Source organism: Lysinibacillus sp. Y5S-8, assembly GCF_036894365.1.
Classification (GTDB): Bacteria; Bacillota; Bacilli; order Bacillales_A; family Planococcaceae; genus Lysinibacillus; species Lysinibacillus fusiformis_D.
The window spans coordinates 3,445,627-3,471,372 of the sequence record NZ_CP145889.1; the positions used below are offsets into that span (position 1 = coordinate 3,445,627).

Annotated in this window: 26 protein-coding genes and 1 other annotated feature; of the genes, 1 reads left to right on the forward strand and 25 read right to left on the reverse strand. The window is 37.9% G+C overall.

Going from position 1 to position 25,746, the window contains the following annotated elements:
* Positions 1-91: 91 nt before the first annotated feature.
* The 24 genes from rplT to citZ all read right to left on the reverse strand — a co-directional run bounded on the left by rplT (position 92) and on the right by citZ (position 24,136).
* Entirely contained in the window at positions 92-451 is a 360-nt protein-coding gene (rplT, locus tag V6670_RS16735) for a 50S ribosomal protein L20 (protein WP_004226314.1), read from the reverse strand.
* 55 nt (positions 452-506) lie between these two features.
* Positions 507-707, reverse strand: a complete 201-nt coding sequence (gene rpmI / locus V6670_RS16740) for a 50S ribosomal protein L35 (RefSeq protein ID WP_004226312.1) — start codon at positions 705-707, stop codon at positions 507-509.
* Positions 708-738: 31 nt separating this feature from the next.
* Positions 739-1,242, reverse strand: coding sequence for a translation initiation factor IF-3 (gene infC, locus V6670_RS16745; RefSeq protein WP_025114499.1), 504 nt, complete (start codon positions 1,240-1,242; stop codon positions 739-741).
* A 95-nt stretch (positions 1,243-1,337) separates the two neighbouring features.
* Positions 1,338-1,486 (reverse strand) — a sequence feature (ribosomal protein L20 leader region).
* 170 nt (positions 1,487-1,656) lie between these two features.
* The gene (gene thrS, locus V6670_RS16750) at positions 1,657-3,588 is read right to left on the reverse strand and encodes a threonine--tRNA ligase (RefSeq protein ID WP_338651715.1); all 1,932 of its coding nucleotides are present in this window, start codon (positions 3,586-3,588) and stop codon (positions 1,657-1,659) included.
* A gap of 502 nt (positions 3,589-4,090) precedes the next feature.
* Positions 4,091-5,020, reverse strand: a complete 930-nt coding sequence (dnaI, locus tag V6670_RS16755) for a primosomal protein DnaI (protein ID WP_255358782.1) — start codon at positions 5,018-5,020, stop codon at positions 4,091-4,093.
* A gap of 27 nt (positions 5,021-5,047) precedes the next feature.
* Positions 5,048-6,412 carry a DnaD domain protein gene (locus V6670_RS16760; RefSeq protein WP_036118960.1) on the reverse strand — a complete coding sequence of 455 codons (1,365 nt, stop codon included), beginning with the start codon at positions 6,410-6,412 and terminating at the stop codon, positions 5,048-5,050.
* A 16-nt stretch (positions 6,413-6,428) separates the two neighbouring features.
* The gene (gene nrdR, locus V6670_RS16765; RefSeq protein ID WP_036118958.1) at positions 6,429-6,899 is read right to left on the reverse strand and encodes a transcriptional regulator NrdR; all 471 of its coding nucleotides are present in this window, start codon (positions 6,897-6,899) and stop codon (positions 6,429-6,431) included.
* A gap of 187 nt (positions 6,900-7,086) precedes the next feature.
* Positions 7,087-8,109, reverse strand: a complete 1,023-nt coding sequence (locus tag V6670_RS16770; protein ID WP_036118955.1) for a glyceraldehyde-3-phosphate dehydrogenase — start codon at positions 8,107-8,109, stop codon at positions 7,087-7,089.
* A gap of 204 nt (positions 8,110-8,313) precedes the next feature.
* Positions 8,314-8,907: a dephospho-CoA kinase gene (gene coaE / locus V6670_RS16775; protein ID WP_141904696.1), complete on the reverse strand. Its 594-nt coding sequence runs from the start codon at positions 8,905-8,907 to the stop codon at positions 8,314-8,316.
* A 13-nt stretch (positions 8,908-8,920) separates the two neighbouring features.
* Entirely contained in the window at positions 8,921-9,793 is an 873-nt protein-coding gene (gene mutM / locus V6670_RS16780) for a bifunctional DNA-formamidopyrimidine glycosylase/DNA-(apurinic or apyrimidinic site) lyase (RefSeq protein ID WP_141904695.1), read from the reverse strand.
* A gap of 12 nt (positions 9,794-9,805) precedes the next feature.
* On the reverse strand, positions 9,806-12,433 hold the full coding sequence (gene polA / locus V6670_RS16785; protein WP_338651716.1) for a DNA polymerase I: 2,628 nt from the start codon (positions 12,431-12,433) through the stop codon (positions 9,806-9,808).
* Entirely contained in the window at positions 12,430-12,636 is a 207-nt protein-coding gene (locus V6670_RS16790; RefSeq protein ID WP_338651717.1) for a hypothetical protein, read from the reverse strand. Before V6670_RS16790 ends, polA begins: the two co-directional genes overlap by 4 nt.
* A gap of 104 nt (positions 12,637-12,740) precedes the next feature.
* A complete protein-coding gene (locus V6670_RS16795) occupies positions 12,741-13,157 on the reverse strand; it encodes a hypothetical protein (protein ID WP_036118946.1) in 417 nt (138 codons plus the stop codon).
* A gap of 183 nt (positions 13,158-13,340) precedes the next feature.
* Positions 13,341-14,351: a protease modulator HflC gene (locus V6670_RS16800; RefSeq protein ID WP_338651718.1), complete on the reverse strand. Its 1,011-nt coding sequence runs from the start codon at positions 14,349-14,351 to the stop codon at positions 13,341-13,343.
* Positions 14,351-15,313: an FtsH protease activity modulator HflK gene (gene hflK / locus V6670_RS16805; protein ID WP_141904691.1), complete on the reverse strand. Its 963-nt coding sequence runs from the start codon at positions 15,311-15,313 to the stop codon at positions 14,351-14,353. Before hflK ends, V6670_RS16800 begins: the two co-directional genes overlap by 1 nt.
* A 252-nt stretch (positions 15,314-15,565) precedes the next feature.
* Positions 15,566-16,039: an IS200/IS605 family transposase gene (gene tnpA / locus V6670_RS16810; protein ID WP_036129052.1), complete on the reverse strand. Its 474-nt coding sequence runs from the start codon at positions 16,037-16,039 to the stop codon at positions 15,566-15,568.
* A gap of 149 nt (positions 16,040-16,188) precedes the next feature.
* Positions 16,189-16,902: an LrgB family protein gene (locus V6670_RS16815; protein ID WP_141904689.1), complete on the reverse strand. Its 714-nt coding sequence runs from the start codon at positions 16,900-16,902 to the stop codon at positions 16,189-16,191.
* A complete protein-coding gene (locus V6670_RS16820) occupies positions 16,899-17,267 on the reverse strand; it encodes a CidA/LrgA family holin-like protein (RefSeq protein WP_036118937.1) in 369 nt (122 codons plus the stop codon). Before V6670_RS16820 ends, V6670_RS16815 begins: the two co-directional genes overlap by 4 nt.
* A gap of 365 nt (positions 17,268-17,632) precedes the next feature.
* Positions 17,633-19,168: an ATP-binding protein gene (locus tag V6670_RS16825; protein WP_141904688.1), complete on the reverse strand. Its 1,536-nt coding sequence runs from the start codon at positions 19,166-19,168 to the stop codon at positions 17,633-17,635.
* Complete coding sequence (locus tag V6670_RS16830) at positions 19,165-19,881, reverse strand: response regulator transcription factor (RefSeq protein ID WP_141904687.1); 717 nt, start codon at positions 19,879-19,881, stop codon at positions 19,165-19,167. Before V6670_RS16830 ends, V6670_RS16825 begins: the two co-directional genes overlap by 4 nt.
* A gap of 52 nt (positions 19,882-19,933) precedes the next feature.
* Positions 19,934-20,374: a MaoC/PaaZ C-terminal domain-containing protein gene (locus V6670_RS16835; protein WP_141904685.1), complete on the reverse strand. Its 441-nt coding sequence runs from the start codon at positions 20,372-20,374 to the stop codon at positions 19,934-19,936.
* Positions 20,375-20,560: 186 nt separating this feature from the next.
* Positions 20,561-21,499 carry a malate dehydrogenase gene (gene mdh, locus V6670_RS16840; RefSeq protein ID WP_036118928.1) on the reverse strand — a complete coding sequence of 313 codons (939 nt, stop codon included), beginning with the start codon at positions 21,497-21,499 and terminating at the stop codon, positions 20,561-20,563.
* Positions 21,500-21,678: 179 nt separating this feature from the next.
* Positions 21,679-22,941 carry an NADP-dependent isocitrate dehydrogenase gene (icd, locus tag V6670_RS16845; RefSeq protein ID WP_036118927.1) on the reverse strand — a complete coding sequence of 421 codons (1,263 nt, stop codon included), beginning with the start codon at positions 22,939-22,941 and terminating at the stop codon, positions 21,679-21,681.
* A 79-nt stretch (positions 22,942-23,020) separates the two neighbouring features.
* Positions 23,021-24,136: a citrate synthase gene (gene citZ, locus V6670_RS16850; RefSeq protein WP_036118926.1), complete on the reverse strand. Its 1,116-nt coding sequence runs from the start codon at positions 24,134-24,136 to the stop codon at positions 23,021-23,023.
* 250 nt (positions 24,137-24,386) lie between these two features.
* Here citZ and V6670_RS16855 point away from each other — a divergent pair, with 250 nt between their 5' ends.
* On the forward strand, positions 24,387-25,352 hold the full coding sequence (locus V6670_RS16855; RefSeq protein ID WP_338651719.1) for an AI-2E family transporter: 966 nt from the start codon (positions 24,387-24,389) through the stop codon (positions 25,350-25,352).
* Here the strand turns inward: V6670_RS16855 and V6670_RS16860 are convergent.
* On the reverse strand, positions 25,336-25,725 hold the full coding sequence (locus V6670_RS16860; protein ID WP_141904682.1) for an FxsA family protein: 390 nt from the start codon (positions 25,723-25,725) through the stop codon (positions 25,336-25,338). The genes V6670_RS16855 and V6670_RS16860 overlap by 17 nt on opposite strands.
* Positions 25,726-25,746: the final 21 nt, after the last annotated feature.

The following is a 25,746-nucleotide window of genomic DNA, read 5'->3' on the forward strand; positions in this document are numbered from 1 at the left end:
CAAAAAAGACTGATGGAAAAATCCATCAGTCTTTTTTAACACCTGTCGCTTATGCTTTCGGTGCAGAAATAATAATTGACGTTGTCAACTATTATTTCGCTACTGCTTTTTTAGCAGCGTCTGCTAGTTGAGTGAATGCTGCAGCATCTGTTACAGCAAGGTCAGCTAACATTTTACGGTTAACTTCGATACCAGCAACTTTTAAACCGTGCATTAAACGGCTGTAAGAAAGACCGTTCATACGAGCAGCTGCATTGATACGAGTGATCCATAATTTACGGAAATCACGTTTTTTCTGACGACGGTCACGGTATGCATATTGACCTGACTTCATTACCGCTTGGTTAGCAACTTTATATAATGTATGTTTTGAACCATAGTAACCTTTAGCTAATTTTAATACTTTTTTACGACGTTTGCGCGTCACTGTTCCGCCTTTTACGCGTGGCATATGAATTACCTCCTGCTTTTCATTTAAAAATGAATGTTAGTATTTTTGTAGTCAATTATTTCATGTAAACAAGTAAAGATTTGATGCGTTTGAAGTCACCAGATGAAACGATGTTTGCTTTACGTAAGTGACGTTTTTGTTTCGTAGATTTGTTTGCGAATAAGTGGCTTCCATAAGCACGGTCATATTTTAATTTACCTGAACCCGTTTTTTTGAAACGTTTCGCAGCTCCACGGTGAGTTTTCATTTTTGGCATGTCGAATTCCTCCTAAACTGTTCGTCTAATATTATTTCTCGTTCTTTGGTTGAAGAACTAAGAACATGCTTCGGCCTTCCATCTTCGGTTTTTGTTCTACCGTTGATACTTCAGCACAAGCTTCAGCAAAACGATCTAACACACGTTGACCAATGTCTTTATGTGTAATCGCACGACCTTTGAAACGTAAGCTACATTTTACTTTATCGCCTTTTTCAAGGAATTTAATCGCATTACGTAACTTCGTTTGGAAATCATGCTCATCGATTGATGGGCTCAAACGAACCTCTTTCATGACGATGACCTTTTGATTTTTACGAATTTCACGGTCTTTCTTTTGCTGTTCAAACTTAAATTTACCATAGTCCATGATACGAGCGACTGGCGGCTTGGCTTGAGGGGCCACAAGGACAAGATCCAAGTTTACACGAGTGGCGATTTCTAGCGCTTCATTACGTGTCTTTACACCAAGCTGGTCACCATTGTGATCGATTAATCGAAGTTCACGTGCGCGAATGCCTTCGTTTACATACATGTCTTTGCTAATAGTAATCCACCTCCAAGTAGTTGTCGCGAATACATGGTTTGGGCAAAGTCTTGCCCGGTTGAACGGTACATCCTCTTGTCATGTCCATAAAAAAAGGACGGACATTTTTGAAGATGTCCGCCCGCTATATGTGCATGCGCAAGTCTACGCAAAACAATTCAACGTGTCATACCTGTTCACAGCCTTTAAAGCGTTGTATCAGGTGAGAAGCGGGCAGCCTCTACTTCAACCACAAACTTTGTATTCATTAACCTTAACTATATTAGCATGTATATGATAAGCTGTCAAATGTTTATTTTCTTATCACTACTAGCTTGACCTAAATGTAAATGTTCTATACAAAAACAAGATTCATTTTACACAGAAACCCTCACTTTGGCAAGCGTACTTTGTTATGAAAGCTTATTTTGTAATTTCGGCTTTTATAGTTGCTAGAAAATCCTCAAAGCTAATTGTTTCTGAATCTTTTGAGCCATAACGACGAACATTTACGCCATTCGCCTCTACTTCCTTGTCACCAATTACTAGCATATACGGAATCTTTTTCATTTGTGCTTCACGGATTTTATAGCCTAATTTCTCTTCACGATCATCCATTTCCACACGCAAGCCAGCTGCTGTTAATTGCTCTTCAATTTGTTTTGCATAGTCGAAGTGCGCTTCATTCGATACTGGAATAACTTCTACTTGTACTGGTGCTAACCAAGTTGGGAATGCCCCTTTGTATTCTTCAATTAAGAAGGCAACGAAACGTTCCATTGTTGACACAACTCCACGGTGAATAACAACTGGACGATGTGGTTTTCCATCTTCCCCAACATACGTTAAGTCAAATCGCTCTGGTAATAAGAAGTCTAATTGAACTGTAGATAAAGTTTCTTCTTTACCAATCGCTGTTTTTACTTGAACGTCAAGTTTAGGACCATAGAATGCCGCTTCACCTTCTGCTTCGAAGTAATCTAAGCCAAGCTCATCCATTGCTTCTTTTAACATGCTTTGTGCTCTTTCCCACATTGCATCATCATCGAAGTATTTTTCAGTATCTGCTGGGTCGCGATAAGATAAACGGAATGAGTAATCATTTAAATCGAAATCTTTATAAACCTCTAAAATTAACTGTACTACTTTTTGGAACTCCGCTTTAATTTGATCTGGACGAACAAAAATATGTGCATCGTTTAAAGTCATTCCTCGTACACGTTGTAAACCTGAAACCGCTCCTGACATTTCATAACGGTGCATTGTACCAAGCTCTGCAATACGTAATGGTAGGTTACGATAAGAATGCATGCTGTTTTTGTATACCATCATATGGTGAGGACAGTTCATCGGACGCATAATTAATGTCTCGTTATCCATCTCCATTGGTGGGAAAATAGAATCTTGGTAATGATCCCAGTGACCCGAAGTTTGATAAAGCTCTTTCGAACCTAGTACAGGTGTATAAACATGTTTATAACCTAATGATAATTCTTTATCGACAATATAACGTTCAATAACACGACGGATTGTTGCACCATTTGGTAACCAAAGTGGTAAACCTTGACCTACTTTTTGAGAAGTTGTAAACAGTTCTAACTCTTTCCCGATTTTACGGTGATCACGTTCTTTTGCTTCTTCTAGCATTTGTAGGTGATGTTTTAATTCTTCTTTTTTGAAGAACGCTGTACCATAAATACGTTGTAGCATTTTGTTATCAGAGTTCCCTCTCCAATATGCACCTGCTAATGATAACAGCTTGAATTCACGTAGTTTCCCAGTTGATGGTACGTGAATACCACGGCAAAGATCGAAAAACTCACCTTGATAATAAATAGATACTTGCTCATCTGCTGGAATGGCCTCAAGTAATTCTAATTTATATTCATCGCCAATCTCCTCATAGATTGCTTGTGCTTCTGCACGGCTTACATTTTTACGTTCTACCTCTAGGTTTTCAGCAATAATTTTTTTCATTTCTTTTTCAATTGCTGGTAAATCTTCAGCAGTAATTGGTGTTGGTGAGTCAATATCATAGTAGAAACCACCTTCAATGACTGGGCCAATACCAAGCTTCACATCTGGGAATAGACGTTTAATAGCTTGTGCTGTTAAATGGGCAGTAGAGTGACGTAAAATTTCAAGTGCTTCCACATCATCTTGTGTAATAATCGCAATTGTTGCATCCTCTTCAATTGGTGCTTTTAAATCTACTAACACATCATTGATTTTACCGGCATAAGCTTTTTTACGTAAGCCAGGGCTAATAGATAATGCTACATCATCAGTCGATGTACCTTTTGCAAATTCCTTTACAGCGCCATCTGGGAAAGTTAATTTAATCATTTCTGACATATTCTTTGCACTCCTTCATTTTGTTGAATACATAATGCTTGATGATTAGCTTGAGTCATTGTTTGTATGACTTCGGCTTGAATTGAGCGGGGTCCTACTCGGTTGGAGTTGAGACTTTACTTTCATAAGCTACTTCTTTCCCTATATGAGCGGAGCCACCATTTCCCACAACGACTTCAATGAAATCTGAGACAAATAAAAAAGCCCCGTCCCTACGAAAGGGACGAAGCGTATGCTCGTGGTTCCACCCTTCTTCCTTCCGACTTATCCAAAGTCAGACGAAGCTCAAGGCTAGCTAACGGGCTAGGTACCGGCGAAAGATTATCCCTTTCGCTGCTCAGTAGGTAGTAAATGATGTGCTCACACTAGGAAGTTTTCAGCCGATGACTTCCCTCTCTATAAGCCGATACACAAAATTCATGTCCTCATCAATGCATATTGATATTAAGTATATGAGTCAGTATACGCTCGATTGTCGAAAAATGCAACTATCAATGCTATGTTACATTCTACGATTATTACCTCGCATTTCAATAGGCTCAGTCAAGGCTTTTATTCGTTCCATAATACGTCCTGCCTTTACAACCTCGATATCACCTTTTTGTGACTGTGCTAAATGATGCTCTAATTCATCGTAATTAAAATTAGATGTAATAAACGTTGGCAATTGCTCTGCCATACGATAATGGAAAATAGTTCCTAATATTTCATCTCGTGTCCAAGCCGTCATCGTTTCTGCGCCTAAATCATCTAGCATTAAAACAGGAGCTTTTTTTATATAATCAATTTTCTCGTTCAAGGTATTATCGCCAATGGCATTTTTCATTTCTCGTAAAAACTCTGGAACAAAAACTACAACAGAGCGAATTTTAGTGGACGCTAATTCATTAGCTAGTGCTCCAAGTACAAAAGATTTCCCTACACCAAATTTACCGTATAAGTAAAAACCTTTTGAAGGTAATTGACCTGTTTCTTTTGTCATTTTTACAAATTGAGCTGCCTTTTGTGCAATTGTCACACGTGATTCATCATCAATACTTAAATCTTGAATAGTTGCTTGAAGCACATCTTTTGGCATGTGCATACTGGCAATCATATTCGCAACATCTCGACGTTCTTCTTCTCTGATTTTTTGCTCACAGCGTACATAGTCCATTTCAATAGAATTCCGTACTACCCTTAATGTAGGAAGGAAGCCTTTTAAATAGTTTGTACAATGTTCCGTATTGTCACAGCCACAGCACTCAGTAGATTGACTAATAAACTCATGAAGCTTAGGTAAATTTCGCTCTATATTGTCATAGTTTAATTCATCTGCATGCTGAGCTAGAAATTCCTGCACACGTGGATGTTCTAAAATTTCACGTCGCATTGCTTCATAGCGTTCTTGAAACGAGGGTACATTAATTGCTCGTTTTAATGGTCCATTTATAGGTTCGATAGTTGCTCACCTTCTTTACTATTCACTTTTTCCTAGCATCTCTAATATTTTCTGTCGCTCTTTTTCAAAATCTATTGTGCTGGAAGTAGATTCCTCTTGTTTTTCATTCCGTTTATAGAACCATTCAGGCACTTTTTCTTCACGTTGCTGTCCTGAACGTCTTTTGTTTTGTTGATTCGTTTTACTTGTAGTCTGTGGCTTATTTTTCCAAGCCGTATATTTATCATGCTCTTGACGCGCAAGCTCCATAGCTTCCTTGGCCGTTTGAACATTTTTACGTACCCAGTGATCCGCAATCGTTTCCACATATTTTTTTGGCAGCTTCATATCTGTCGTTAGCATAACGTATTCTAACAAAGCATTGACCACTCCAATAGGCATACCATGCTGAACGATTAAATTTTCCGCTAGCTGGACAGAAGTTTGCAAAGGCTCTTTCCCATTATTAATATCACGTAACACTTGTACAGGTGCCGTCGTTTCTAAATAGTGTTGGAGCTCCTGATCCTTCGTTTTTTGCCCTGCTTCTGCTGCTGGTAATGGTTCAGTTACCCGTGCTAATTTTGGCGGCTCCTTTGACACGGTTAATTTATAAAAATCGGCAGCAGCCTTACGTAAACGTTCTTGGGAAATTCCTAAATCATCATCCAAAGCAAGAATCACAACTTTTTGCATATCAAGGGCCGTTAAATGATATAAAAACGCCAGTTTTGCTATCGCTTCACGTACTTCTAATGTCAGCAAATTGGAAGGTACCAATTGCTCTGACAAACCTGCTTGTAATAGCTCAAAATCAAATTGCTCCAAATAAAAAGGATATACTTTTGGTTGTTTATCCTTATGACTCGTATCTACTTGTATATCTGCTGGAATATTAGCGTGAACAGGCTTAAAGACATCAATAAAGGCACGGGACACATCCTTAAGCTCCGTATCCTTTATTGGTGACATAAAGCGCTGACGTAAATTTCGATAGGCCTGTTCGCCAATTTTGCTAAACAAAAACATCGACAGCAGCGGGTCTTTCATAAAGCTATCTGCATCTAGTGGGCGCTGTAGCTCATATAAAAAACTACGCTCACCAGCATTTTCTTTTTTCCATGTACGCAGCAAACCAATTGCCTCTAGTGCAATTCGAGCTTCAAACACTTTACCAATGGGCAATCCAAGCACATTCATTAAATAATAATGTGTCATTTGTTGTTTTGGCATTTGCTCTGCTTCCGCCCATAATGTTAAATAAAGGCTAATTGGCTCTGAACCCGTTAATGGTTGATAAAATAATGTAACTAATTGACGCTCCTGTGTAGAAAATGCATGAGGTAGACGAATGTCGAAAGGATCGCCAGGCTGCAATTCCTTATATAAATGAATCAACGTCATTCATCCTCTCTGTTTGCTATAATTTCTTCTCCGTCTGACGTTGAATAATGTCCTTTATTTCCTCAATAAAGACATTGATATCTTTAAACTGACGGTAAACCGATGCAAAACGCACATAAGCGACCTCATCGATTTTGGCTAGGCGGTCCATTACCATTTCACCAACATCTTCTGAACGTACTTCTGAATTTCCAATACGACGAAGATCCTTTTCAATTGACAGGACAAGCTCCTCCAGTACGTCAAGCGCCACTGGACGTTTTTCACAAGCACGAATAAGCCCACGAAGTACCTTCTCACGGCTAAACTCCTCTCGTGAACCTTCCTTTTTCACTACAACTAATGGTGTTTCTTCAATCTTTTCAAACGTTGTAAAACGGAAGCCACATGACTCACATTCACGACGTCTACGAATTTCTTTGTTATCATCTACTGGCCTCGAATCCACAACACGCGTTCCGTTAAATTGGCAAGATGGACATCTCATATAATTACTCTCCTGATTTACAACATTTTAATATTTCTATTATAACAAATTTCCTACATGTAAGAAAAGTGCATTCATGTTTGTGTGCTCATGATAAACCTAAAGAACCTAAAGCACAAGGAAATTTTCTCCAAAAAAGAGCACATTGAAACCATTTCGATTTCAATGTGCTCTCTATAAAAAATTATTACGCGTTTACTGTCTCTAAAGCATTCGCCACTTTTTTCACAAGGTCTACAACACGTGCAGAGTAGCCCCACTCGTTGTCATACCAAGCAAGTACTTTCACTTTGCGATTGCCTAAAACCATTGTAGAAAGTCCATCAACTGTTGAAGAGTAAGTAGTTGTATTGTAATCAGCAGATACTAATGGTTCTACTGAGAAGTTGAGAATGCCCTTCATTGGACCCTCTGTTGCAGCTTTTACGAATGCTGCATTGACAGAGTCAACTGTGACATCCGTATTTAAATCTACTACAAGGTCTACTAAAGATACGTTTGGTGTAGGAACGCGAAGTGCCATACCATGAATTTTACCTTCTAATTCAGGTAAAACTAATTTCAATGCTTTTGCAGCACCTGTAGATGTTGGAATAATAGATTGTGCGCAGCCACGTGCACGACGTAAATCTTTATGTGGATTGTCTAAGTTCTTTTGGTCGTTTGTATATGCATGAACCGTTGTCATTAAGCCATTTTCAATTCCAAATGTGTCATTCAATACTTTTGCAACTGGCGCTAAGCAGTTTGTTGTACAAGAAGCATTTGAAATAACATCATGTTTCGCAATATCGAGTTTGTCATCATTTACACCTAAAACAATTGTGACATCTTCGTTTTTACCAGGTGCTGTTAGGATTACTTTTTTTGCGCCAGCTTCTAAGTGCATAGCTGCTTTATCACGCTCATTAAATTTACCAGTAGCTTCAATAACAATATCTACACCCATTTCAGCCCAAGGTAATTTTAATGGATCACGTTCACTAATAATTTGAACACGTTTACCATTTACAACTAAAGCATCGCCTGCTGGTTCTACCGTACCCTCAAATGTTCCGTGATTTGTGTCATACTTAATCAAATGTGCTAACGTTTCTGCTGGATAGCTTGCATTAATTGCAACGATGTTTAAACCTTGTTGTACGATAGCCTGGCGGAAAACCATACGTCCGATACGTCCGAAACCATTAATAGCAATTGATACTGTCATTTATAATATCCTCCCGTGAGTACAAACTCAAATTAATTAATTATATACTTTATGGTGATTAGTATAACACAATTTTAAAAAAGATGAACATTATATATTGAGAATATAAAAGTTCTTATTTTCTGAAAAATTATTCTTTATTATGGCATTTTCCCATAAAAAAATGCGCAGCAAGATTGGCTTGCTACGCACCTGATTGACCAATTAAATAACACCCCAATAGCGCAGGATTTTTATTAATTGTTCCTCTGTGTTTTCTATATTCTCATTATTATAAATGACCGCATGTGCACCTTTTTCTTTGACAGACATCGGTAGCTGCGAGTGCATACGCGCCAATGCATCCTCTTTCGATAAATGATTGCGTTCCATTAAACGACGGAGCTGAACTTCTTCACTGACTGATACCACAATGATACGCTCTACAAAATGCTGCAGCTTACTTTCAAATAACAATGGAATGTCCATCACCACATGCTCATGCCCTGCCTCTAAATAGGCATCGCGCTGACGTAGCATTTCTTTGCGAATAGCTGGATGCATAATATCATTTAATATTTTGCGCTTAGCAGGCTCATGGAAAATGATATCCCCAAGCATTGTTCGATTTAAATGGCCATCCTCAAGCAAAATGGCTTGTCCGAAGCTTTCAGCAATGAATGCTAAAGTCTCTGTTCCTGGTTCTACGACATCTCGTGCTACAACATCTGCATCGACAATCGGTAACCCCAGTTCGATCATCATTTTTGCTACTGTACTTTTTCCGCTTGCAATACTCCCTGTAAGTCCGATAATCATCGTTAAATCCCCTTTAATGTTGACAATTTGGGCAATAAACTGAGGTACGCCCACCAATCGTCATTTGACTTGTTGCCGTTTCACATACTGGACATAGCTTTTTCCCATACATTTGCAGTCGATTTTGCATACTTCCAGCTTCCCCATTAATGTTTCGATAGTCAGATATCGTTGAACCGCCTGCTTCAATGCTTTGATGTAGGACAGTAACAATTTCCTTGAATAATGCCCGCTTCCGCTTTTCACTGATGCGGTTCATTTTGCGCGCTGGGTGAATTTTCTGAGCAAACAATGCCTCTGTAGCATAAATATTGCCACAGCCCGATATGACTTGCCCATCCATAATCACTTCTTTTACCGCCTTATTTTCATATTTCGGTAACTTGGATTTTGCTATAAAAAAGTCACATGCGTGCTCATCAAATGGCTCTGGGGCCATTTTTGTTAATGGCGCATGATCTTCAATTTTTGTTAGAAAGCGAAGTTCGCCAAAGCGGCGAATATCCGAATAAATCAAGTATCCTCCATCAGCCATTTTAAATGTGGCATGAATATGCTTTTGGAATTTTGCCTCATGGATATCTTCTGGTGAATTGACAACAAACCAGGCACCTGTCATGCCTAAATGACTGACAAGGACATATGGAACATCATCCCTCAGCAAATGAAAGAAAATGTATTTCGCTCGGCGTTCAATTTTGGTAATGGTCATCTGGGACATCGTTATTTCAAAAGCATCAGGCTCTGCTTGTTTTACAATACATTGTTTCCCTTCACTAAAAGAGAAATGTACTCTTTCAGATAGTTGAACCTGTTGAATGGTGCGTCCTTCAATCTTTGGTTTCAATGCCTGGACGACACCTTCCACCTCTGGTAATTCAGGCATTTGAATCCCTCCTTATTTTGCCTCGTACCATGTCGAGCCATGGTTAAAATCTACTTTGAGCGGTACTGAAAGCTCAATAGCATTTTCCATTACCTCTGGTACAATTTTTTCTAGCAATGCAATCTCTTCCTGAGGTGCTTCAAAGATCAATTCATCATGCACTTGAAGAAGTAGCTTTGCCTGCATTTTTTCTTTTTTCAATCGAGCATCCATATCGATCATCGCTTTTTTAATAATATCCGCAGCACTTCCCTGAATCGGCGTATTCATCGCAGTGCGCTCTGCAAAGCTTCTTAAATTAAAGTTGGAGCTTGTAATGTCTGGTAAATAGCGACGTCTATTTAAAATCGTTGTGACATAACCATTAAATTTCGCATTTTGCACAATATCATCCATATACTGTTTCACACCTGGGAAACTTGCGAAATACTTTTCAATAAACGTGGCCGCTTCCTTACGTGTAATATCTAAGTTTTGTGAAAGGCCATAATCACTAATACCATAGACAATACCAAAGTTAACAGCCTTTGCTGCACGACGCATATTGCTATCAACCTCTTCTTCGGCTACATGGAATACATCCATGGCAGTACGTGTATGAACATCCATCCCTTCACGGAAGGCCTCTACAAGGTTTTTATCTTCCGACATATGTGCAAGCACTCGCAATTCAATTTGTGAGTAGTCAGCAGAAAACAGAATCCACCCCTCTTTTGATGGGACAAATGCTTGACGGATTTTGCGACCCTCTTCTAAACGAATCGGGATATTCTGCAAATTTGGATCAGTAGAGCTTAAACGCCCTGTCGCCGTTAATGCTTGTTGGAAGCGTGTATGGACCTTGCTATCTGATTCATGGATTTCCTTTAATAAGCCTTCAATATATGTGGATTGTAATTTTCCAAGCTGGCGATACAACAGAATATGTTTGATGATAGCATGCTCTGACTGTAATTTTTCCAGTACATCGGCCGCTGTTGAATAGCCCGTTTTGGTCTTTTTAATGACAGGTAACCCTAGCTTATCGAATAAAATAACACCTAATTGTTTAGGGGAATTAATATTAAAGGTTTCTCCAGCTTCCGCATAAATTTCTTGCTCAATCACTATCAGCTTATCATTAAGCTCTTGACCCATTTTCTCTAACGTAGCACGGTTAACAGTAATCCCTTCACTTTCCATCTCGCCCAAAATCCCTGCCAATGGTAGCTCTAGGTTTTTATAAAGTTCAAATTGTTCATTCTCTTTTAATAAGGTTGCTAACTTTGGCTGTAATGACCACACAGCAAAGGCTTTACGGCTAACATGCTGTGCAAGTTGATCCATGCCAGGAATTGCACGCTTAGCTCCCTTTCCATAAACCACCTCATCCGCTTGAACATCATAGTAACCTAATTCCTTCGCAAGTGTTGCTACATCATCCCCGCTTAATCCAGGATTATTAATATAAGAGGCTAGTAGCAGATCAAAGTCAACGCCTGCCAATTGAATACCGACTCGCTTTAATGCTGCTTGAGCTGCCTTTGAATCGGACATATATTTTATTTTTGTAGCATCTTCTAGCCAGCGACGGAGCGCATCCGATTTTGCTGCAATATCAAATGGAATATATTGCGTCTTTGTTCCATCTGACAACGCAATTCCTAGTAGCTGACAAGTGTGATAATGCTCATTTTCCAGTTCAACATGGACAGCCATTACATCTAGTAAATCCTCTGGTTGCACTTCTTCGGCTAGTACATAATCGAAAGGTGCTTGCTCTTCTTCCTGCATTGTAAAGTCACTTTTATCAAGGAGTGATTTAAAGCCAAGCTCACGCCAGACATTGATTAATTCTTCTTCATTTGGTCCGTTATAGGCGAGGTCAGCAAGTGAAATCGTAATAGGGGCTTCTGTATAGATCGTTGCCAGCTTCTTACTCATGATAGCCTGCTCTTCATTAGCCACCAGCTTTTCCTTCATTTTAGAAGCTTTCAATGTATCCATCGCCTCATAAAGTGCCTCAACGGAGCCATGCTCTTTCAATAATTTAACAGCGGTCTTTTCACCAACACCCGGCACACCAGGAATATTATCGGAGGCATCCCCCATTAAACCTTTCATATCGATAATTTGTAGCGGTGATAAACCGTATTTTTCTGCAATAAAGGCAGGTGTATTTTTCTCAATTTCTGTTATGCCTTTTTTCGTAATATAAACGGTTACTTGCTCTGTCGCCAACTGCGTTAAATCGCGGTCTCCCGTTACGATGATGACATCCATATCTTGCGACGAAGCCTCTTTAGCAAGTGTCCCAATAATATCATCCGCTTCATATAATTCTTGCTCATATTGCTTAATACCATAGGCATCTATAAGTTTTCGTAAATAAGGGAACTGCTCTGATAGTTCTGGTGGTGTCTTTTGTCGCCCACCTTTATATTCCGTGAAAGTTTCATGGCGAAACGTAGTTTTTCCTGCATCAAAGGCCACCAATATTTTCGTTGGCTGTTCTTCCTCTAATATTCTTTGTAGCATTGTTGTAAAGCCGTATACAGCATTAGTATGAATGCCACTATCATTCGTTAACAATGGCAACGCAAAAAACGCGCGATACGCTAAACTATTACCGTCCAATAATAGTAATTTTTCTTTGGTCATGATTTTATCCTCCTGCGTTGTCTTCTACTTCCCTCTACTTTATCATAACAATGCATTTCAAGTAAAAAAAGCAGACGGTCATCCGCAAGATTATCCGCTACCTTCGAGGTGCTAACCGTCACTTTCGGCACGCTATCCATCACATTTGTGGTTTTATCCGTCACTTCTAATATACTATCCGTCACTTCTGCATCTCGATCCATAGCAAAAAGCCAACCGCTCAGGGCGATTGGCTTTATTAATACATCATCAAACCGTTAAAAGGTTATAATCTGGGTCCATCTGAAATTTCAATATTCGATAGCTGTTATTGATTGGATGTACGATAAAAAATTTCTTCATATATGACGGTTAATATAAATGCATTCATAAAGGCAATCACTAGAAATAATGGCATGCCGCCTAATTGTGGCTGTGTTAACTCTTGACTAAATACCATTACCATACTGATTTGTGCCAAAAAGAAAATAAAGCCGATCCCTACTTGCCAAATAGGACGCTGAATCTTACGTTTTTCATACCAAAACAATTTTTTAAACAAATTTCTTACATCCGCTGCAATAATAATACTCATTAAAAAGATACAAACAAAAAAGACTGGTATATGATAAACACTTTTCGTCACCCAGGAAAATTCAGATAGGCGAAAGAAGAGTGTCAATAACGATGCTATACTACAAGCGATCCCTAAATTTTGGAGCCATGTGCTAATTTTTAATTTCAAAGCTCTTACCCCCAACTATTCATTTTAAACATTTTCATTCTATCAAATTATAGTAGATTGGGGAATAAAAATTTATAAATTTCTATTATTTTCAAATTATAACAATCCAAATAAATAGATAGTTATAATTTTGTAGCAATAAAAAAGACGCCTCTTTCACAAGAGACGACTTATATTGACTGTTTATTTTATATAACCAGACAAAATATTTGCATATGGTGAAGTAGAAGGTAAAATGATGACCGTATCTTCTCCAACCGTTTTCTTATATGATTCTAGCGTGCGGTATAAGGAATAAAATTCAGGATCTTGAGAGAATGATTTATTATAAATTTTTGCAGCTTCTGCTTCACCTTCAGCTTGAATAATGGCAGCTTCTTTATTGGCTGTAGCTAGCATTTCTTGTACTTCTTGATCTGTTTTGGCTTCAATACGACGTTTCTGAGCATCTCCCTCAGAAAGATATTTTTGGGCAATGGATTCACGATCTGAAATCATATTCGTAAAAACAGATTGCTCATTTTCAGTTGGCAAATCAATGCAACGAATACGTACATCTACTACTTCAATGCCATATTTATCGTTTGAAAGCAGTTCATTAACACGTTCAGTCACCGTATCATTAATGCTGCCTCTCGAAGAATCCTCATCATTAATTATTTGATTATAATCAATTCGTCCAAGCTCAGATCGAATAACAGAATAAATAAATTCTTCCATTCGTGATTCCACTTTTTCAATCGTCCCTGCATTAGAAATTAATAATTTTGGATCTGTAATACGCCATACAGCATAATTATCGATGATTATTCGCTTCTTATCCTTTGTATTAATCTCTTCCTCTGAAATTTCATATGTCATTTGGTTTTTTGGTAACTTAGTGACACTTTGAATAAATGGAATTTTCATATTTAAACCAGGTTCGCGCTCGAACTTAACAACCTCTCCAAACTGTCGAACAACTGCATATTCTGATTCCTTCACTATATAAATATTCGTTAATAAAATAATCGCTAGAGCAAATATAGCTGTTAATGTTACAGCTAGAGAGATATACTTCTTTGGATTATTAGGACCTTTTTTTGACATTTTCACTACATTGTCCCCTGAGTCGCCTTCTGATGGAGCAGTTTTTTTACTTTTGCCCGATAAAAAATTGAGGAATTTGTCAAGATCCTTATTTTTTTGGTCCATTAGTTACCGCTCCCTTCTTTTTTCTCTGTTTGTGTCTGCTGAGGTTGTAGTGACTGTAGCGGCAAGTACTTCATTGTACTACCATCATCATTCATAATGTAAATTTGCGCTTTTGGTAAGACATTTTCAAGCGTCTCTAAAATTAAGCGCTCTCGTGTAATCTGCTGATTCCCTTTGTATTGCTCATACATCTTATTAAAGACAGCTACATCACCTTGTGCTTGCTCAATACGAGCTGTTTTAGCACCTTTTGCCTTTGACATAATCGCATCACGTTCACCTTGGGCTTCATTAATGCGTTGGTTTTCATATTTTTCAGCTTCATTTATTTTCGTATTTTTCATTTCACGTGCATCTGTAACAGCTGTGAATGCTGCACGCACATCTTTATTTGGCAATTCTACATCTTGTAATTTTACACCTAAAACACTAATTCCAATATCGTACTTTTCTATAAGAGATACTAATAATTGACGCGTTTTTGCTTCGATATCAGCTTTACCTTCTGTTAATGCTGCATCGATAGAAGAACTTCCGATAATAGAACGAATGGCACTCGATGTCGCGCTATGTAATATTCTTTCAGGATCTTGTGAATTAAATAGAAACTTATTAGGCTCAGTAATTTTCCATTGAACAACAAGGTCTGTTAAAACAATATTTTCATCCCCTGTAATCATTTTTGTTTCAACATCGTACGCTTCTAATTCACCTGATTTATTTTGCTTATAGCCAAATTGTAAACTAAATGTTTCTTTTGATAAAATTTCGACCGACTGCACTGGCCAAGGTAATTTAAAGTGAAGACCTGGATTTGTAACCATATCATCAGCACGACCAAATGTAATGACAACAGCTTGTTCTGATTCATCCACCGTGTACCATGATGTAAAAACTGTAATAAGTGCAATAATACCAAATATTCCAAGTCCAACTATCATTAGTGTCCTTTTCACACTCATGTCTATTCCTCCCTTTTGCTTAGTACTATTGTTTACGGGAGACCTTGAGAAAAAGTTTCAAAATATTTTCATATAATTATTTTTACGTGACGCTTTGTAAAAACATTTCTGAAGCAAGATAATCAGAACCACCAGTATAACTGGTGGTTTGCTCTGCGCGTGAAACGCTGGGGTACTGGCCCATGTCTAAAGACATTCTGAATGGTCCGCCAACCGCACTCCGTTTTCACACAAACCGCTAAAGCGGCTTACTTATTTTTTCTTTCTCTTGATTTCTTCTCCTGTGAATGGGTCAATGAATTCTTTCATCGTCATTTGATCTTGCAGGATATCTTCTTGTAATTGATTTTTTATATACTCCTGTATCTTTTTCTTATTTCGACCGACTGTGTCCACATAGTATCCTCGACACCAGAATTGACGATTACCATATTTATACTTTAAATTCGCATGTCGGTCGAAAATCATTAGACTACTCTTCCCTTTTAAATAACCCATGAACGCAGATACACTCAATTTCGGAGGAATACTTACCAACATATGAATATGGTCAGGACAGGCTGTTGCCTCTATGATTTCTACATCTTTTCTTTCACATAATTGGCGCAATATTCTTCCAACATCTGCTTTAATTTGACCATAAATAATCTGCCTTCTATACTTTGGCGCAAAGACGATATGATACTTACAATTCCACGTTGTATGTGCTAAACTTTTATTATCCATTTATGGTGGCTCCTTTCGTACGAAGTCGGTTGACTAGACCTGACTTTATTGTACGTTTGGAGTTTTTTTATTGTCCATAGCTAAAAGCTTTCCGGAACCCCCTGCATAGCAGGGGGTTTTCAAAGCACACAAAAAAATCCTGTTACCTTTTATGGCAACAGGATATTGATAACCAGATGTTCAAATACTGGGAAAATGGTTGTAGATAATACAATGCTGATTAAGGCGGCAACGATCATTGCCAGGCTAGCAAATGTTCCTTCTAGCTCGCCAATTTCAAATGCTTTAGAAGTACCAGTTCCATGAGCACCCATCCCAAGCATTAAGCCTCTAGATGAAGGTCTGTGGAAACGGCAAATTTTAATAACGATGGGTGCCAACAAGCTCCCTAAAATACCAGTCGTCATAACAAATACGGCTGTAAGAGTAGGAGAACCTCCGATCATATTTGAAATGTCCATCGCTATCGGTGTTGTTACTGAACGTGGCACTAAGCTATGCACCAGCTCATCATTCAGCCCTACCACTAGAGCCATGATAAAGGATGATACGATAGCAACTGCAGAGCCAACCGCAATACTGACAAAAATTTCGAATGCGTGTTTTTTTAATAGATTCACATTTTTATAAATCGGAATCGCAAACGCAACGGTTGCTGGCCCTAGTAAATTTGTTAAAACATTCGCTCCAGTATTATAGGTTTTATAAGGTATGCCTGTCAGCAATAAAATACCTATAATCACTAAAGGCGTCATCAACATGGGTGATAACCATTCTTTTTTATATTTCTTATAGAACATTTTACAAATATAGAAAATAGCAATAGTTCCTAATAAGCTGATGATAGCAATAAATAGACTCATACTGTATCACTCTTCTTTCGTTGCTCTAGCCATTGTGCTGTATAGCCCGTTACAAACATCACGACAATTGCACTTACAGCAATGACCAGCACAACCTTCATTCCTTGCACACCGAATAAGGCATGATAATCAATTACACCGATGGCAGATGGGATAAAGAATAGTAAGAGTTCACTTAGTAATACAGCTGCTCCTAATTCAATCCATTCAAGCTTGATTATATGAAACTGTAAAAGTAAAAATAATAGGACGAGCCCTATTATGCTCCCTGGAATCGGCAAGTGAAGTAGGCGTGCAATAGTATTTCCGATAAATAATAGGATGTAAAGATAGCCGATCTGCACGATACTTTTGACGATTTTCATGGTCATCCTTCTCTCATTTTTTTCTCTGCCTCAACAGTCAGAAAAACACAATTCAAATGAAAAGAAGGTTGATTCACTGACTGTCAAAGCGATGGTTTAACAAACAATTGCCAAAAGAATTGTTGTTAAACTTTATGCTACTATACTTTACACCTATTTTTCCTCCCTGTAAAACAGAAAAAGAATGTAGTGCCTAAAAAAGACACTACATTCTTTCTGTGGTGAAAATAAAATCCTTATTAAAAAATCTCCAACTAGATAGTAGATTTTTTATGGTTATCGTCTTAACAATCATATAGGGGGTTTCTAGTAATTAGTATAGTACCCAAATATGAATGTAACATGTTATTCATGTAAAGGAATTGTTAATCTTTTGGAATCATGACAATCATTTTAGTCCCTATTCCGACTTCGCTTTCTACTTGAATACGACCATGATGGGCCTCTACAAGATGCTTCACAATCGCTAACCCTAATCCTGTTCCGCCAGAATTACGACTTCTTGCTCGATCCACACGATAAAAACGCTCAAAAACACGAGCAATTTCATGCTTTTCAATACCGATTCCTTGGTCTTCTATTTCGATAATGCCATGTGTTTCATTTTCCTTTAAACGAATGGAAACAGTCGTGTTTTCAGGAGAATATGTAATAGCATTGGTAATTAAATTCGTCACGATTTGAATAATACGGTTGGCATCCCCCATTACTTGGACATCTCGTTCGAAATCTACTTGGAAGCTCATATTTTTCTCATCTAACCGCGGTGCGGTCAGCTCTGCTCCACGGATTAAAACATCTTGTAAGCCCATCGGCATAATATTGACAGTAAAGCCATGCTGCTCAATTTTCGACAGCTCTAATAAATCTTGAATGAGCATTTGAAGTCGATTACTTTCTTTATAAATGATCTCTAAAAAGGAGATCAACATTTTTTCATCCTTATAGGCCCCATCCAATAATGTTTCCGAAAAGCCTTTAATAGAAGTAATAGGTGTACGTAATTCATGTGATACATTGGCAACAAAGTCTTTTCGAATTTGCTCCAATCGAACAAGTTCCGTTATATCGTGCATAACGATAACAACGCCTAGCCATCGTCCATGATCCCCGATGACAGGTGCCCCGTAGACTTCTTTATTATAGAACTCCTGCTGTATTTCCATTTTGATTTGTTGTCGATAAGGCATCTCTGTTAGAAAGACATGATCGATAAATTGCTCTAATGATTTTGGTAAACCTATTGTACGAAATACCTTTCCTTGTACATCATCAAGTTGCATATCGAAGCGCTCTAGAAATACCCGATTCACGATGGAAATATTTCCTTCACGGCCAATCATCATGAGAGAGCTTCCCATATTTTCAATTAAGGTCTTCAGTCGTTCTTCCTCTACTTCACGTATCGTCGTAATATCCTGTAAATTACGTGCTAAAATATTTATAGAATGACTGAGTGGTATCATGCGTTCATGTTCGTTTTCATGGGCACGTGCACGGTAGTTCCCCTTGGCAAGCTCAAGAGCTGTTTCTGTCACGTTATCAATAGGTGCCGTAAAATTGCGAATCATATAACGGCTTACAATGGCGATTAAAATTAATGTGATGGTGAAAAGAACAGCCAGTACTAAGTAAAGTCGGGCATGCACATAGGACAACAAGGATTCCTCTTGTTTCATGCTCTGTACTGCATACAATGCTTCCTGATCTTCCTTTGATAATTCCATCTTGCGTTCATCGATTACTTGATCCATTGACGCCTGTAATTGCGTGGTTGCTTGTTCATTGTATTGCTTGATATAAACAGGAAAAAGCTGACCTATAACAATCATTAGGACAGCTAGTATCGTTCCAAGTAAAAGCATGAATGTCAAGAATAAGCGGTTGCTCATTGATTTCATGTCGTTTTCGGCTCCTCAAATTTATAACCAAGGCCTCTGATTGTTTTAATGAACATTGGCTTACGGCTATTTTCCTCGATTTTATCGCGGAGGTGGCTAATGTGTACATCCACAATTCGAGTATCGCCAGCAAAATCATATTTCCATACAGCACTTAATAGCTGATCACGTGTTAAAACTCGATTTTTATTTTCAAGTAAGTAAATAAGTAGCTCAAACTCTTTTGGTGTAAATTCCAATGCTTCATCTTGTAAAAATACTTCAAAACGCTCTGGAAACACTCTCAATTGTCCAAACTCATACATTTTTTCTTTAGGCTCATTCTTATCATCTGCCACAACATTTTGTGTGAAACGTCTTAACACAGCCTTGACACGTGCCAATACTTCACGTGGACTAAAAGGCTTTGTCATATAATCATCTGCGCCTAGCTCAAGACCAAGAACTTTATCAAATTCGTCATCTTTTGCAGTTAACATAATGATAGGCGTATTCATACGTTGTTGTCGGATTTGTTTACATACCTCCATACCATCTAGTTTTGGAAGCATCAAATCCAAAAGAATTAAATTGGGCTGTAGGTCGATTGCTTTTTCAAGTCCTTCCTGACCATCAGCAGCCGTTTCAACGACATAGCCAGCCTGTTCTAAATTATATTTCAATAATGTTGCAATCGAAAATTCATCTTCAATAACTAAAATTGTTTTTGTCATGTATAATGCCTCCGTAAGTGATTTGAAACCCCCATTTCAAATCTCAAGACGTCTATAATGTAAGCGGTGGTGTCACCAACAGCATCCCTTCAATCACAAGCTCCTTTTGCTCATTATATGAGTGTACAGATACCGTAATCGTATTGTCGTATTTATTGACTGCCGTTACCTCTAAAAGCGTATCAAATAATTCATAATGATAGAGAGGACCTAAATATTTTAAATGTTGCTCAATAATTCGCGCACCTGGCCCCGGAATATACTTGGACACAGCTGATGTAATAATTCCATTTAACATAATTGTCGGCACAATTGGTTTTTGAAAAGGTGTCATCGCCGCATAATCATGTTGAATATAAAGCGGATTACTATCGTTTGTCAGCCCTAAATACAGCAATAAATCCCTATCCTCGATTTTTTCTGTTATATGGATCTTCTCGCCAACTGTAATTTCATCGATTGTGAGACCAAGTTTACTATTTTTTTGAAGCAAAGATACGCCAACCCCTTTTCTATCATACTACATTCATAGTATCAATTTTATGCTAAAAGTACAATGAAAAGCAGAAGGACCTTAAGCTTCCTAACACTTGAACATAAAAAAAACGAGCAGGAATTATCCTGCTCGTTTTCGAGTAAGCTCGAAAAATCTGCTTAATAACGCTGATGCATTATTCATTTACACTAAAATTTTCATCACATTACGGACTGCATCTGCCGATTGGTCTAAAGCTGCCTTTTCTTTGTCCGTTAACTCAAGCTCAAAGATTTTTTCAATACCATTGGCTCCAAGTAAAGTAGGAACGCCTAAGTATAAATCATGGTAGCCATATTCACCTTCTAAATAAGCGATAGATGGCAAAATACGTTTCTGATCTTTAATAATGGCTTCAGCCATTTCAATCAGTGCCGCAGCTGGCGCATAATAGGCAGAACCATTGCCAAGTAAGTTGACAATTTCTGCTCCACCATTGCGTGTACGATCAACAATCTCTTCCAAACGTTCAGCAGAAATTAATGTTTCTAACGGAATGCCACCTGCAAATGAATAGCGTGTTAATGGCACCATCGTGTCACCATGACCACCCAATACAAAGCCAGTAATGTCTTTCACTGAAATATTGAGCTCTTGTGCTACAAATGCACAGAAACGAGCTGTATCAAGAACACCCGATTGACCGATAACACGATTTTTCGGGAAGCCAGTTTCTTTGTATACTGTATAAGTCATGGCATCAACTGGATTTGTCAGTACAAGGATTGTAGCATTTGGTGAATGCGTAGCAATTTCTTTTGAAACAGTTTTCATGACACCTTGATTGATTTGAACGAGATCATCACGACTCATACCTGGTTTACGCGCAACACCAGCAGTAATGATGACTACATCCGAATCAGCCGTATCTGCATAATTGGAAGTGCCTTGTACATAAGAATCAAACCCTTGTATTGGTGCTGCTTCCCACATATCTAGTGCCTTTCCCTTTGTTGGGTTTTCTGCTTGTGGAATATCCACTAATACGACATCACCAAGTTCTTTCTGAGCTGCTAAAAACGCTGCCGTAGCGCCTGTAAAGCCGCCACCGATTACTGAGATTTTTTTACGTTTCAGAGACATTTTGAATACGCTCCTTTAAAATTAGGTTATATATTTTAAAAGAGGGAGGAGACATACATCTCACTCCCTCGTTTAAACAAGTTTATCGTAAATATTCAATTAAAATTTACTTTCACCCTAATTATATCGGCAGAATAAACTATCCGCTTTAGTGATAATTCCTATTTTAGAATAGAAAATTATAGGTTTTTGATTAACTCGTTCGCGAATTCTGAACATTTCACTTCTGTAGCGCCGTCCATTAAACGTGCGAAGTCATAAGTTACAACTTTAGAAGAAATTGTTTTCTCAACAGATTTAGTGATCATGTCAGCAGCTTCTTGCCATCCTAAGTGTTCAAGCATTAATACACCTGAAAGTAAAACTGATGATGGGTTTACTTTATCTTGGCCAGCATATTTTGGAGCTGTACCGTGAGTAGCTTCGAAGATTGCATGTCCAGTTACATAGTTGATGTTCGCGCCTGGAGCGATACCGATACCACCAACTTGTGCAGCTAGAGCATCAGAAATATAGTCACCGTTTAAGTTCATTGTAGCTACTACATCGAACTCAGTTGGACGAGTTAAAATTTGTTGTAAGAAGATATCGGCGATAGAATCTTTCACTAAGATTTTACCAGCTGCTAAAGCGTCAGCTTGCGCTTTGTTTGCTGCTTCTTCACCTTGTTCAGCTTTGATTGCATCATATTGATTCCAAGTGAATGTTTGATCAGCAAATTCTTTTTCAGCTAATTCATAACCCCATTTTTTGAATCCACCTTCAGTGAATTTCATGATGTTACCTTTATGAACTAAAGTAACAGATGGGCGTTTATGTTTAATTGCATATTCGATAGCAGAACGTACTAAACGCTCAGTACCTTCTTTCGATACAGGTTTTACACCAATACCAGAAGTTTCTGGGAAACGGATTTGGTTTACACCAAATTCAGTTTGTAGGAAGTTGATGATTTTTTGAGCTTGTTCAGAGCCAGATTCGAATTCAATACCAGCATAGATGTCTTCTGTGTTTTCGCGGAAGATAACCATGTCAACGTCTTCTGGGCGTTTAACTGGAGAAGGCACTCCATCAAAGTGACGTACTGGACGTAAGCATACATATAAGTCAAGTTGTTGACGTAATGCTACGTTTAGAGAGCGGATACCACCACCGATTGGCGTAGTAAGAGGACCTTTGATTGCAATTAAGTATTCGTTAATTTTGTCTAAAGTTTCTTGTGGTAACCATTCACCAGTTTGGTTAAATGCTTTTTCACCAGCTAAAACTTCTAACCATTCAATTTTCTTTTCACCGTTATAAGCTTTTTCTACAGCTGCGTCGATTACGCGTGATGCTGCTGCCCAGATATCTGGACCAATTCCATCACCTTCGATGAAAGGAATTACTGGATTATTTGGTACATTAAGTACGCCATTTTCAACTACAATTTTGTTTGACATTCTGTTGCCTCCTAAATTCATAATCATAGGACTGTGTTAATGATAACACAGTCCCAAACATTCTAGCATATTTTCCAAATTAGCGCTCGCTGATTGGAATATATTTTTGCATGCCTGGTCCAACATATTCAGCACGTGGACGGATTAGGCGGTTGTTTGCATATTGCTCAAGGATGTGTGCCACCCAACCTGAAGTACGAGATACTGCGAAAATTGGTGTAAACAGGTCATGATCAATACCTAAAGAATCATACACTGACGCAGAGAAGAAATCTACGTTTGCAGGTAATTTCTTTTGTTCCACGATCATGTCATGGATTTTAACTGACATCTCATATAGCTCTGGTTTACCAGTTAGCTCAGTTAATTTTTTAGACATTACACGTAAATGTGGTGCACGAGGGTCGCCTTTACGATATACGCGGTGACCGAAGCCCATGATTTTTTCTTTGTTGTCTAATTTATTTTGAATGTAAGATTCAACATTTTCAAGTGAGCCGATTTCAGATAACATTTTCATCACTTGCTCATTTGCTCCACCATGAAGTGGTCCTTTTAATGCACCGATTGCTGCTGTTACACCTGAATAAACGTCTGATAAAGTAGCTACACATACACGTGCTGTAAATGTAGATGCATTTAATTCATGGTCAGCATGTAATACTAATGCTTTGTCAAATGCTTCAATTTCAATAGCTGCTGGCTCTTCGCCTTTTAGCATGTATAAGAAGTTTGCAGCATATCCTAATTCAGGTTTCGGCTCAACTGGCTCTAAACCTTTACGAACACGTGCAAATGCAGTTACTGCTGTAGCAATTTTAGCTTGTAGACGAATTGCTTTACGGTAGTTTGCTTCTGGATCCATAACATCCGCTTCTTCATCGAATACACCAAGTAAAGATACTGCAGTACGCAATGCAGCCATTGGATGTACAGTTGAAAGTGGGTATGTTTTGAATTGGTCGACAATCGCTTGCGGAATTGACATATTGTCTGCCAATTGTTGTTTTAATTCAGCTAGCTCGTCCTCTTTTGGTAAACGAGTATGCCATAACAAGTAAATTACCTCTTCGAATGACGCATTTTCTGCTAAATCATCAATGTTGTAACCAACATATGTAAGTGTGTCATCGATAATTGAACTGATTTTAGATTCCGCTGCTACGATACCTTCTAAACCTTTAGTTGCTGACATAAATTATCGCTCCCTCATATTTAAACTTTGTTATAAATGCGTTTTTTTTGTTGCATTTACGGTTTTTGCTCATATGAACCATTAAGTAAATCGCTTACATTGCTATTATAATCATTTTTGACAGCTTTGTGAATGAAAATCCTCCAAATAAAGAAAAAGACGTCCGAACGACTATATATTTGTTCCAAAGAGATTTTTTTGTATATTTTGACAATCGTATTATCAATTGATTTGAGGTGAATTTGTAAAAATGAGGAATTTAAAGTATTTTTCATATGAAAGAACTACAAGTGTTTTACTTTTTATTTTTTATTTAGTAATACTTTGGTTTGTATTACCTGTTTCACTTGCAATTTTTTTATCCTTTTCGACGTATCCTGTTATAAATTTCTTACATAAATATTGTAGGATTGCCTATTGGATCGCAGCAATTATTGTGGAAGTACTCATATTAACTTGTATTTTTCTTCTTGTCGTCATATCCATTAACAGTATCATTGTTATCTTTCCAGAAATTCGAGAGACATTACAAAATTTCCCGCTTTTTAGTGAATATGAATCCATGTTTGTACAAGTATTAAAAGAAAAGTCACTGTCCATATTTGATTCTATCATCGTTTACACAGCAGATCTTTTCCAAGTATTAATGAAGAATGTTATCGAGGTGTTTATCTTTTTAGTCGCTTATTATTTCGCTTTATTAGAAACACGGAAATCACGCTATTGGTTTTTTCAATATGTCCCTAAGAAATATCGCCATGAGTGGCAATCTCATTTTGCAAAAATCATGCAACTCTTTCATTACTTCTTATTCGTGGAGTTTCAATTATTCACCATTACCCTACTAATCCTTTGTGCAGGGTTTATGATTCTCCAGTTTGAACAAGCCATCATTAAAGCTTTTATTGTAGCATTTGCAGATGTATTACCATTTTTCGGAATCGGTGTTTTTCTTGTACCAATGAGCATTTATTTTTATTTCAACGGCAACACCTTTTTATGTGTAGCCATTTTACTACTGTATTTATTTGTTCAATTAACAAGGCAGCTAGCTGATTCAATGCTTTGGTCCAATACGCTACAATTACGTACATTCCATACATTTTTTATCAGTGCTGCCTCTATTCTATTGTTTGGCTTTTATGGGATCTTGCTTAGCCCTATCTTTTTATTTTTAGCAGTAAAGCTAAAGGAAAACTCTATCTTTGAACGATAATGAATTGGCCTTTTTTCATTTTTTTACGCATCCAGTAATAGACAACTGGTTGGAACATTTTTCGAGAAAATGGCATGAGCAATAGTAGACCAATAAGATCTGTTAAAAATCCTGGTAATGCTAAAAGCAAACCACCACTAAACGTTAATAATGCATCCACTAAAGCAGCACCTGGTGCCTCTCCGCGTGACAACGTATTTTTTACATTTTGGACAGAATTCATACCCTTGTTCTTCATGACATAAATGCCAATAACGCTCGTTGCAATAATGAGCAATAAAGTACTTAAAACACCAATATTTTGTCCAATGACTATTAATAACGCCAATTCGGCTAAAGCGTAGACAACGAAACCAAGAAAAATTTTACGCATATTTTTCTCCTTTCTACATGA

Excerpts from the sequence above, each read along its gene's own strand:
- nrdR (WP_036118958.1), bottom strand. The coding sequence starts at position 6,899 with ATGAGATGTCCATCTTGCCAATTTAACGGAACGCGTGTTGTGGATTCG.
- icd (WP_036118927.1), bottom strand. The coding sequence starts at position 22,941 with ATGTCAAACAAAATTGTAGTTGAAAATGGCGTACTTAATGTACCAAAT.
- V6670_RS16815 (WP_141904689.1), bottom strand. The coding sequence starts at position 16,902 with ATGAGTCTATTTATTGCTATCATCAGCTTATTAGGAACTATTGCTATT.
- V6670_RS16825 (WP_141904688.1), bottom strand. The coding sequence starts at position 19,168 with ATGAAATCAATGAGCAACCGCTTATTCTTGACATTCATGCTTTTACTT.
- infC (WP_025114499.1), bottom strand. The coding sequence starts at position 1,242 with ATGTATGTAAACGAAGGCATTCGCGCACGTGAACTTCGATTAATCGAT.
- V6670_RS16790 (WP_338651717.1), bottom strand. The coding sequence starts at position 12,636 with ATGGATCGAGATGCAGAAGTGACGGATAGTATATTAGAAGTGACGGAT.
- thrS (WP_338651715.1), bottom strand. The coding sequence starts at position 3,588 with ATGTCAGAAATGATTAAATTAACTTTCCCAGATGGCGCTGTAAAGGAA.
- polA (WP_338651716.1), bottom strand. The coding sequence starts at position 12,433 with ATGACCAAAGAAAAATTACTATTATTGGACGGTAATAGTTTAGCGTAT.
- citZ (WP_036118926.1), bottom strand. The coding sequence starts at position 24,136 with ATGTCAGCAACTAAAGGTTTAGAAGGTATCGTAGCAGCGGAATCTAAA.
- V6670_RS16760 (WP_036118960.1), bottom strand. The coding sequence starts at position 6,412 with ATGACGTTGATTCATTTATATAAGGAATTGCAGCCTGGCGATCCTTTC.
- tnpA (WP_036129052.1), bottom strand. The coding sequence starts at position 16,039 with ATGGATAATAAAAGTTTAGCACATACAACGTGGAATTGTAAGTATCAT.
- V6670_RS16800 (WP_338651718.1), bottom strand. The coding sequence starts at position 14,351 with ATGGACCAAAAAAATAAGGATCTTGACAAATTCCTCAATTTTTTATCG.
- hflK (WP_141904691.1), bottom strand. The coding sequence starts at position 15,313 with ATGAGTGTGAAAAGGACACTAATGATAGTTGGACTTGGAATATTTGGT.
- V6670_RS16820 (WP_036118937.1), bottom strand. The coding sequence starts at position 17,267 with ATGAAAATCGTCAAAAGTATCGTGCAGATCGGCTATCTTTACATCCTA.
- rplT (WP_004226314.1), bottom strand. The coding sequence starts at position 451 with ATGCCACGCGTAAAAGGCGGAACAGTGACGCGCAAACGTCGTAAAAAA.
- rpmI (WP_004226312.1), bottom strand. The coding sequence starts at position 707 with ATGCCAAAAATGAAAACTCACCGTGGAGCTGCGAAACGTTTCAAAAAA.
- coaE (WP_141904696.1), bottom strand. The coding sequence starts at position 8,907 with ATGATTATCGGACTTACAGGGAGTATTGCAAGCGGAAAAAGTACAGTA.
- V6670_RS16855 (WP_338651719.1), top strand. The coding sequence starts at position 24,387 with ATGAGGAATTTAAAGTATTTTTCATATGAAAGAACTACAAGTGTTTTA.
- V6670_RS16770 (WP_036118955.1), bottom strand. The coding sequence starts at position 8,109 with ATGACAGTATCAATTGCTATTAATGGTTTCGGACGTATCGGACGTATG.
- V6670_RS16830 (WP_141904687.1), bottom strand. The coding sequence starts at position 19,881 with ATGACAAAAACAATTTTAGTTATTGAAGATGAATTTTCGATTGCAACA.
- mdh (WP_036118928.1), bottom strand. The coding sequence starts at position 21,499 with ATGTCTCTGAAACGTAAAAAAATCTCAGTAATCGGTGGCGGCTTTACA.
- mutM (WP_141904695.1), bottom strand. The coding sequence starts at position 9,793 with ATGCCTGAATTACCAGAGGTGGAAGGTGTCGTCCAGGCATTGAAACCA.
- V6670_RS16860 (WP_141904682.1), bottom strand. The coding sequence starts at position 25,725 with ATGCGTAAAATTTTTCTTGGTTTCGTTGTCTACGCTTTAGCCGAATTG.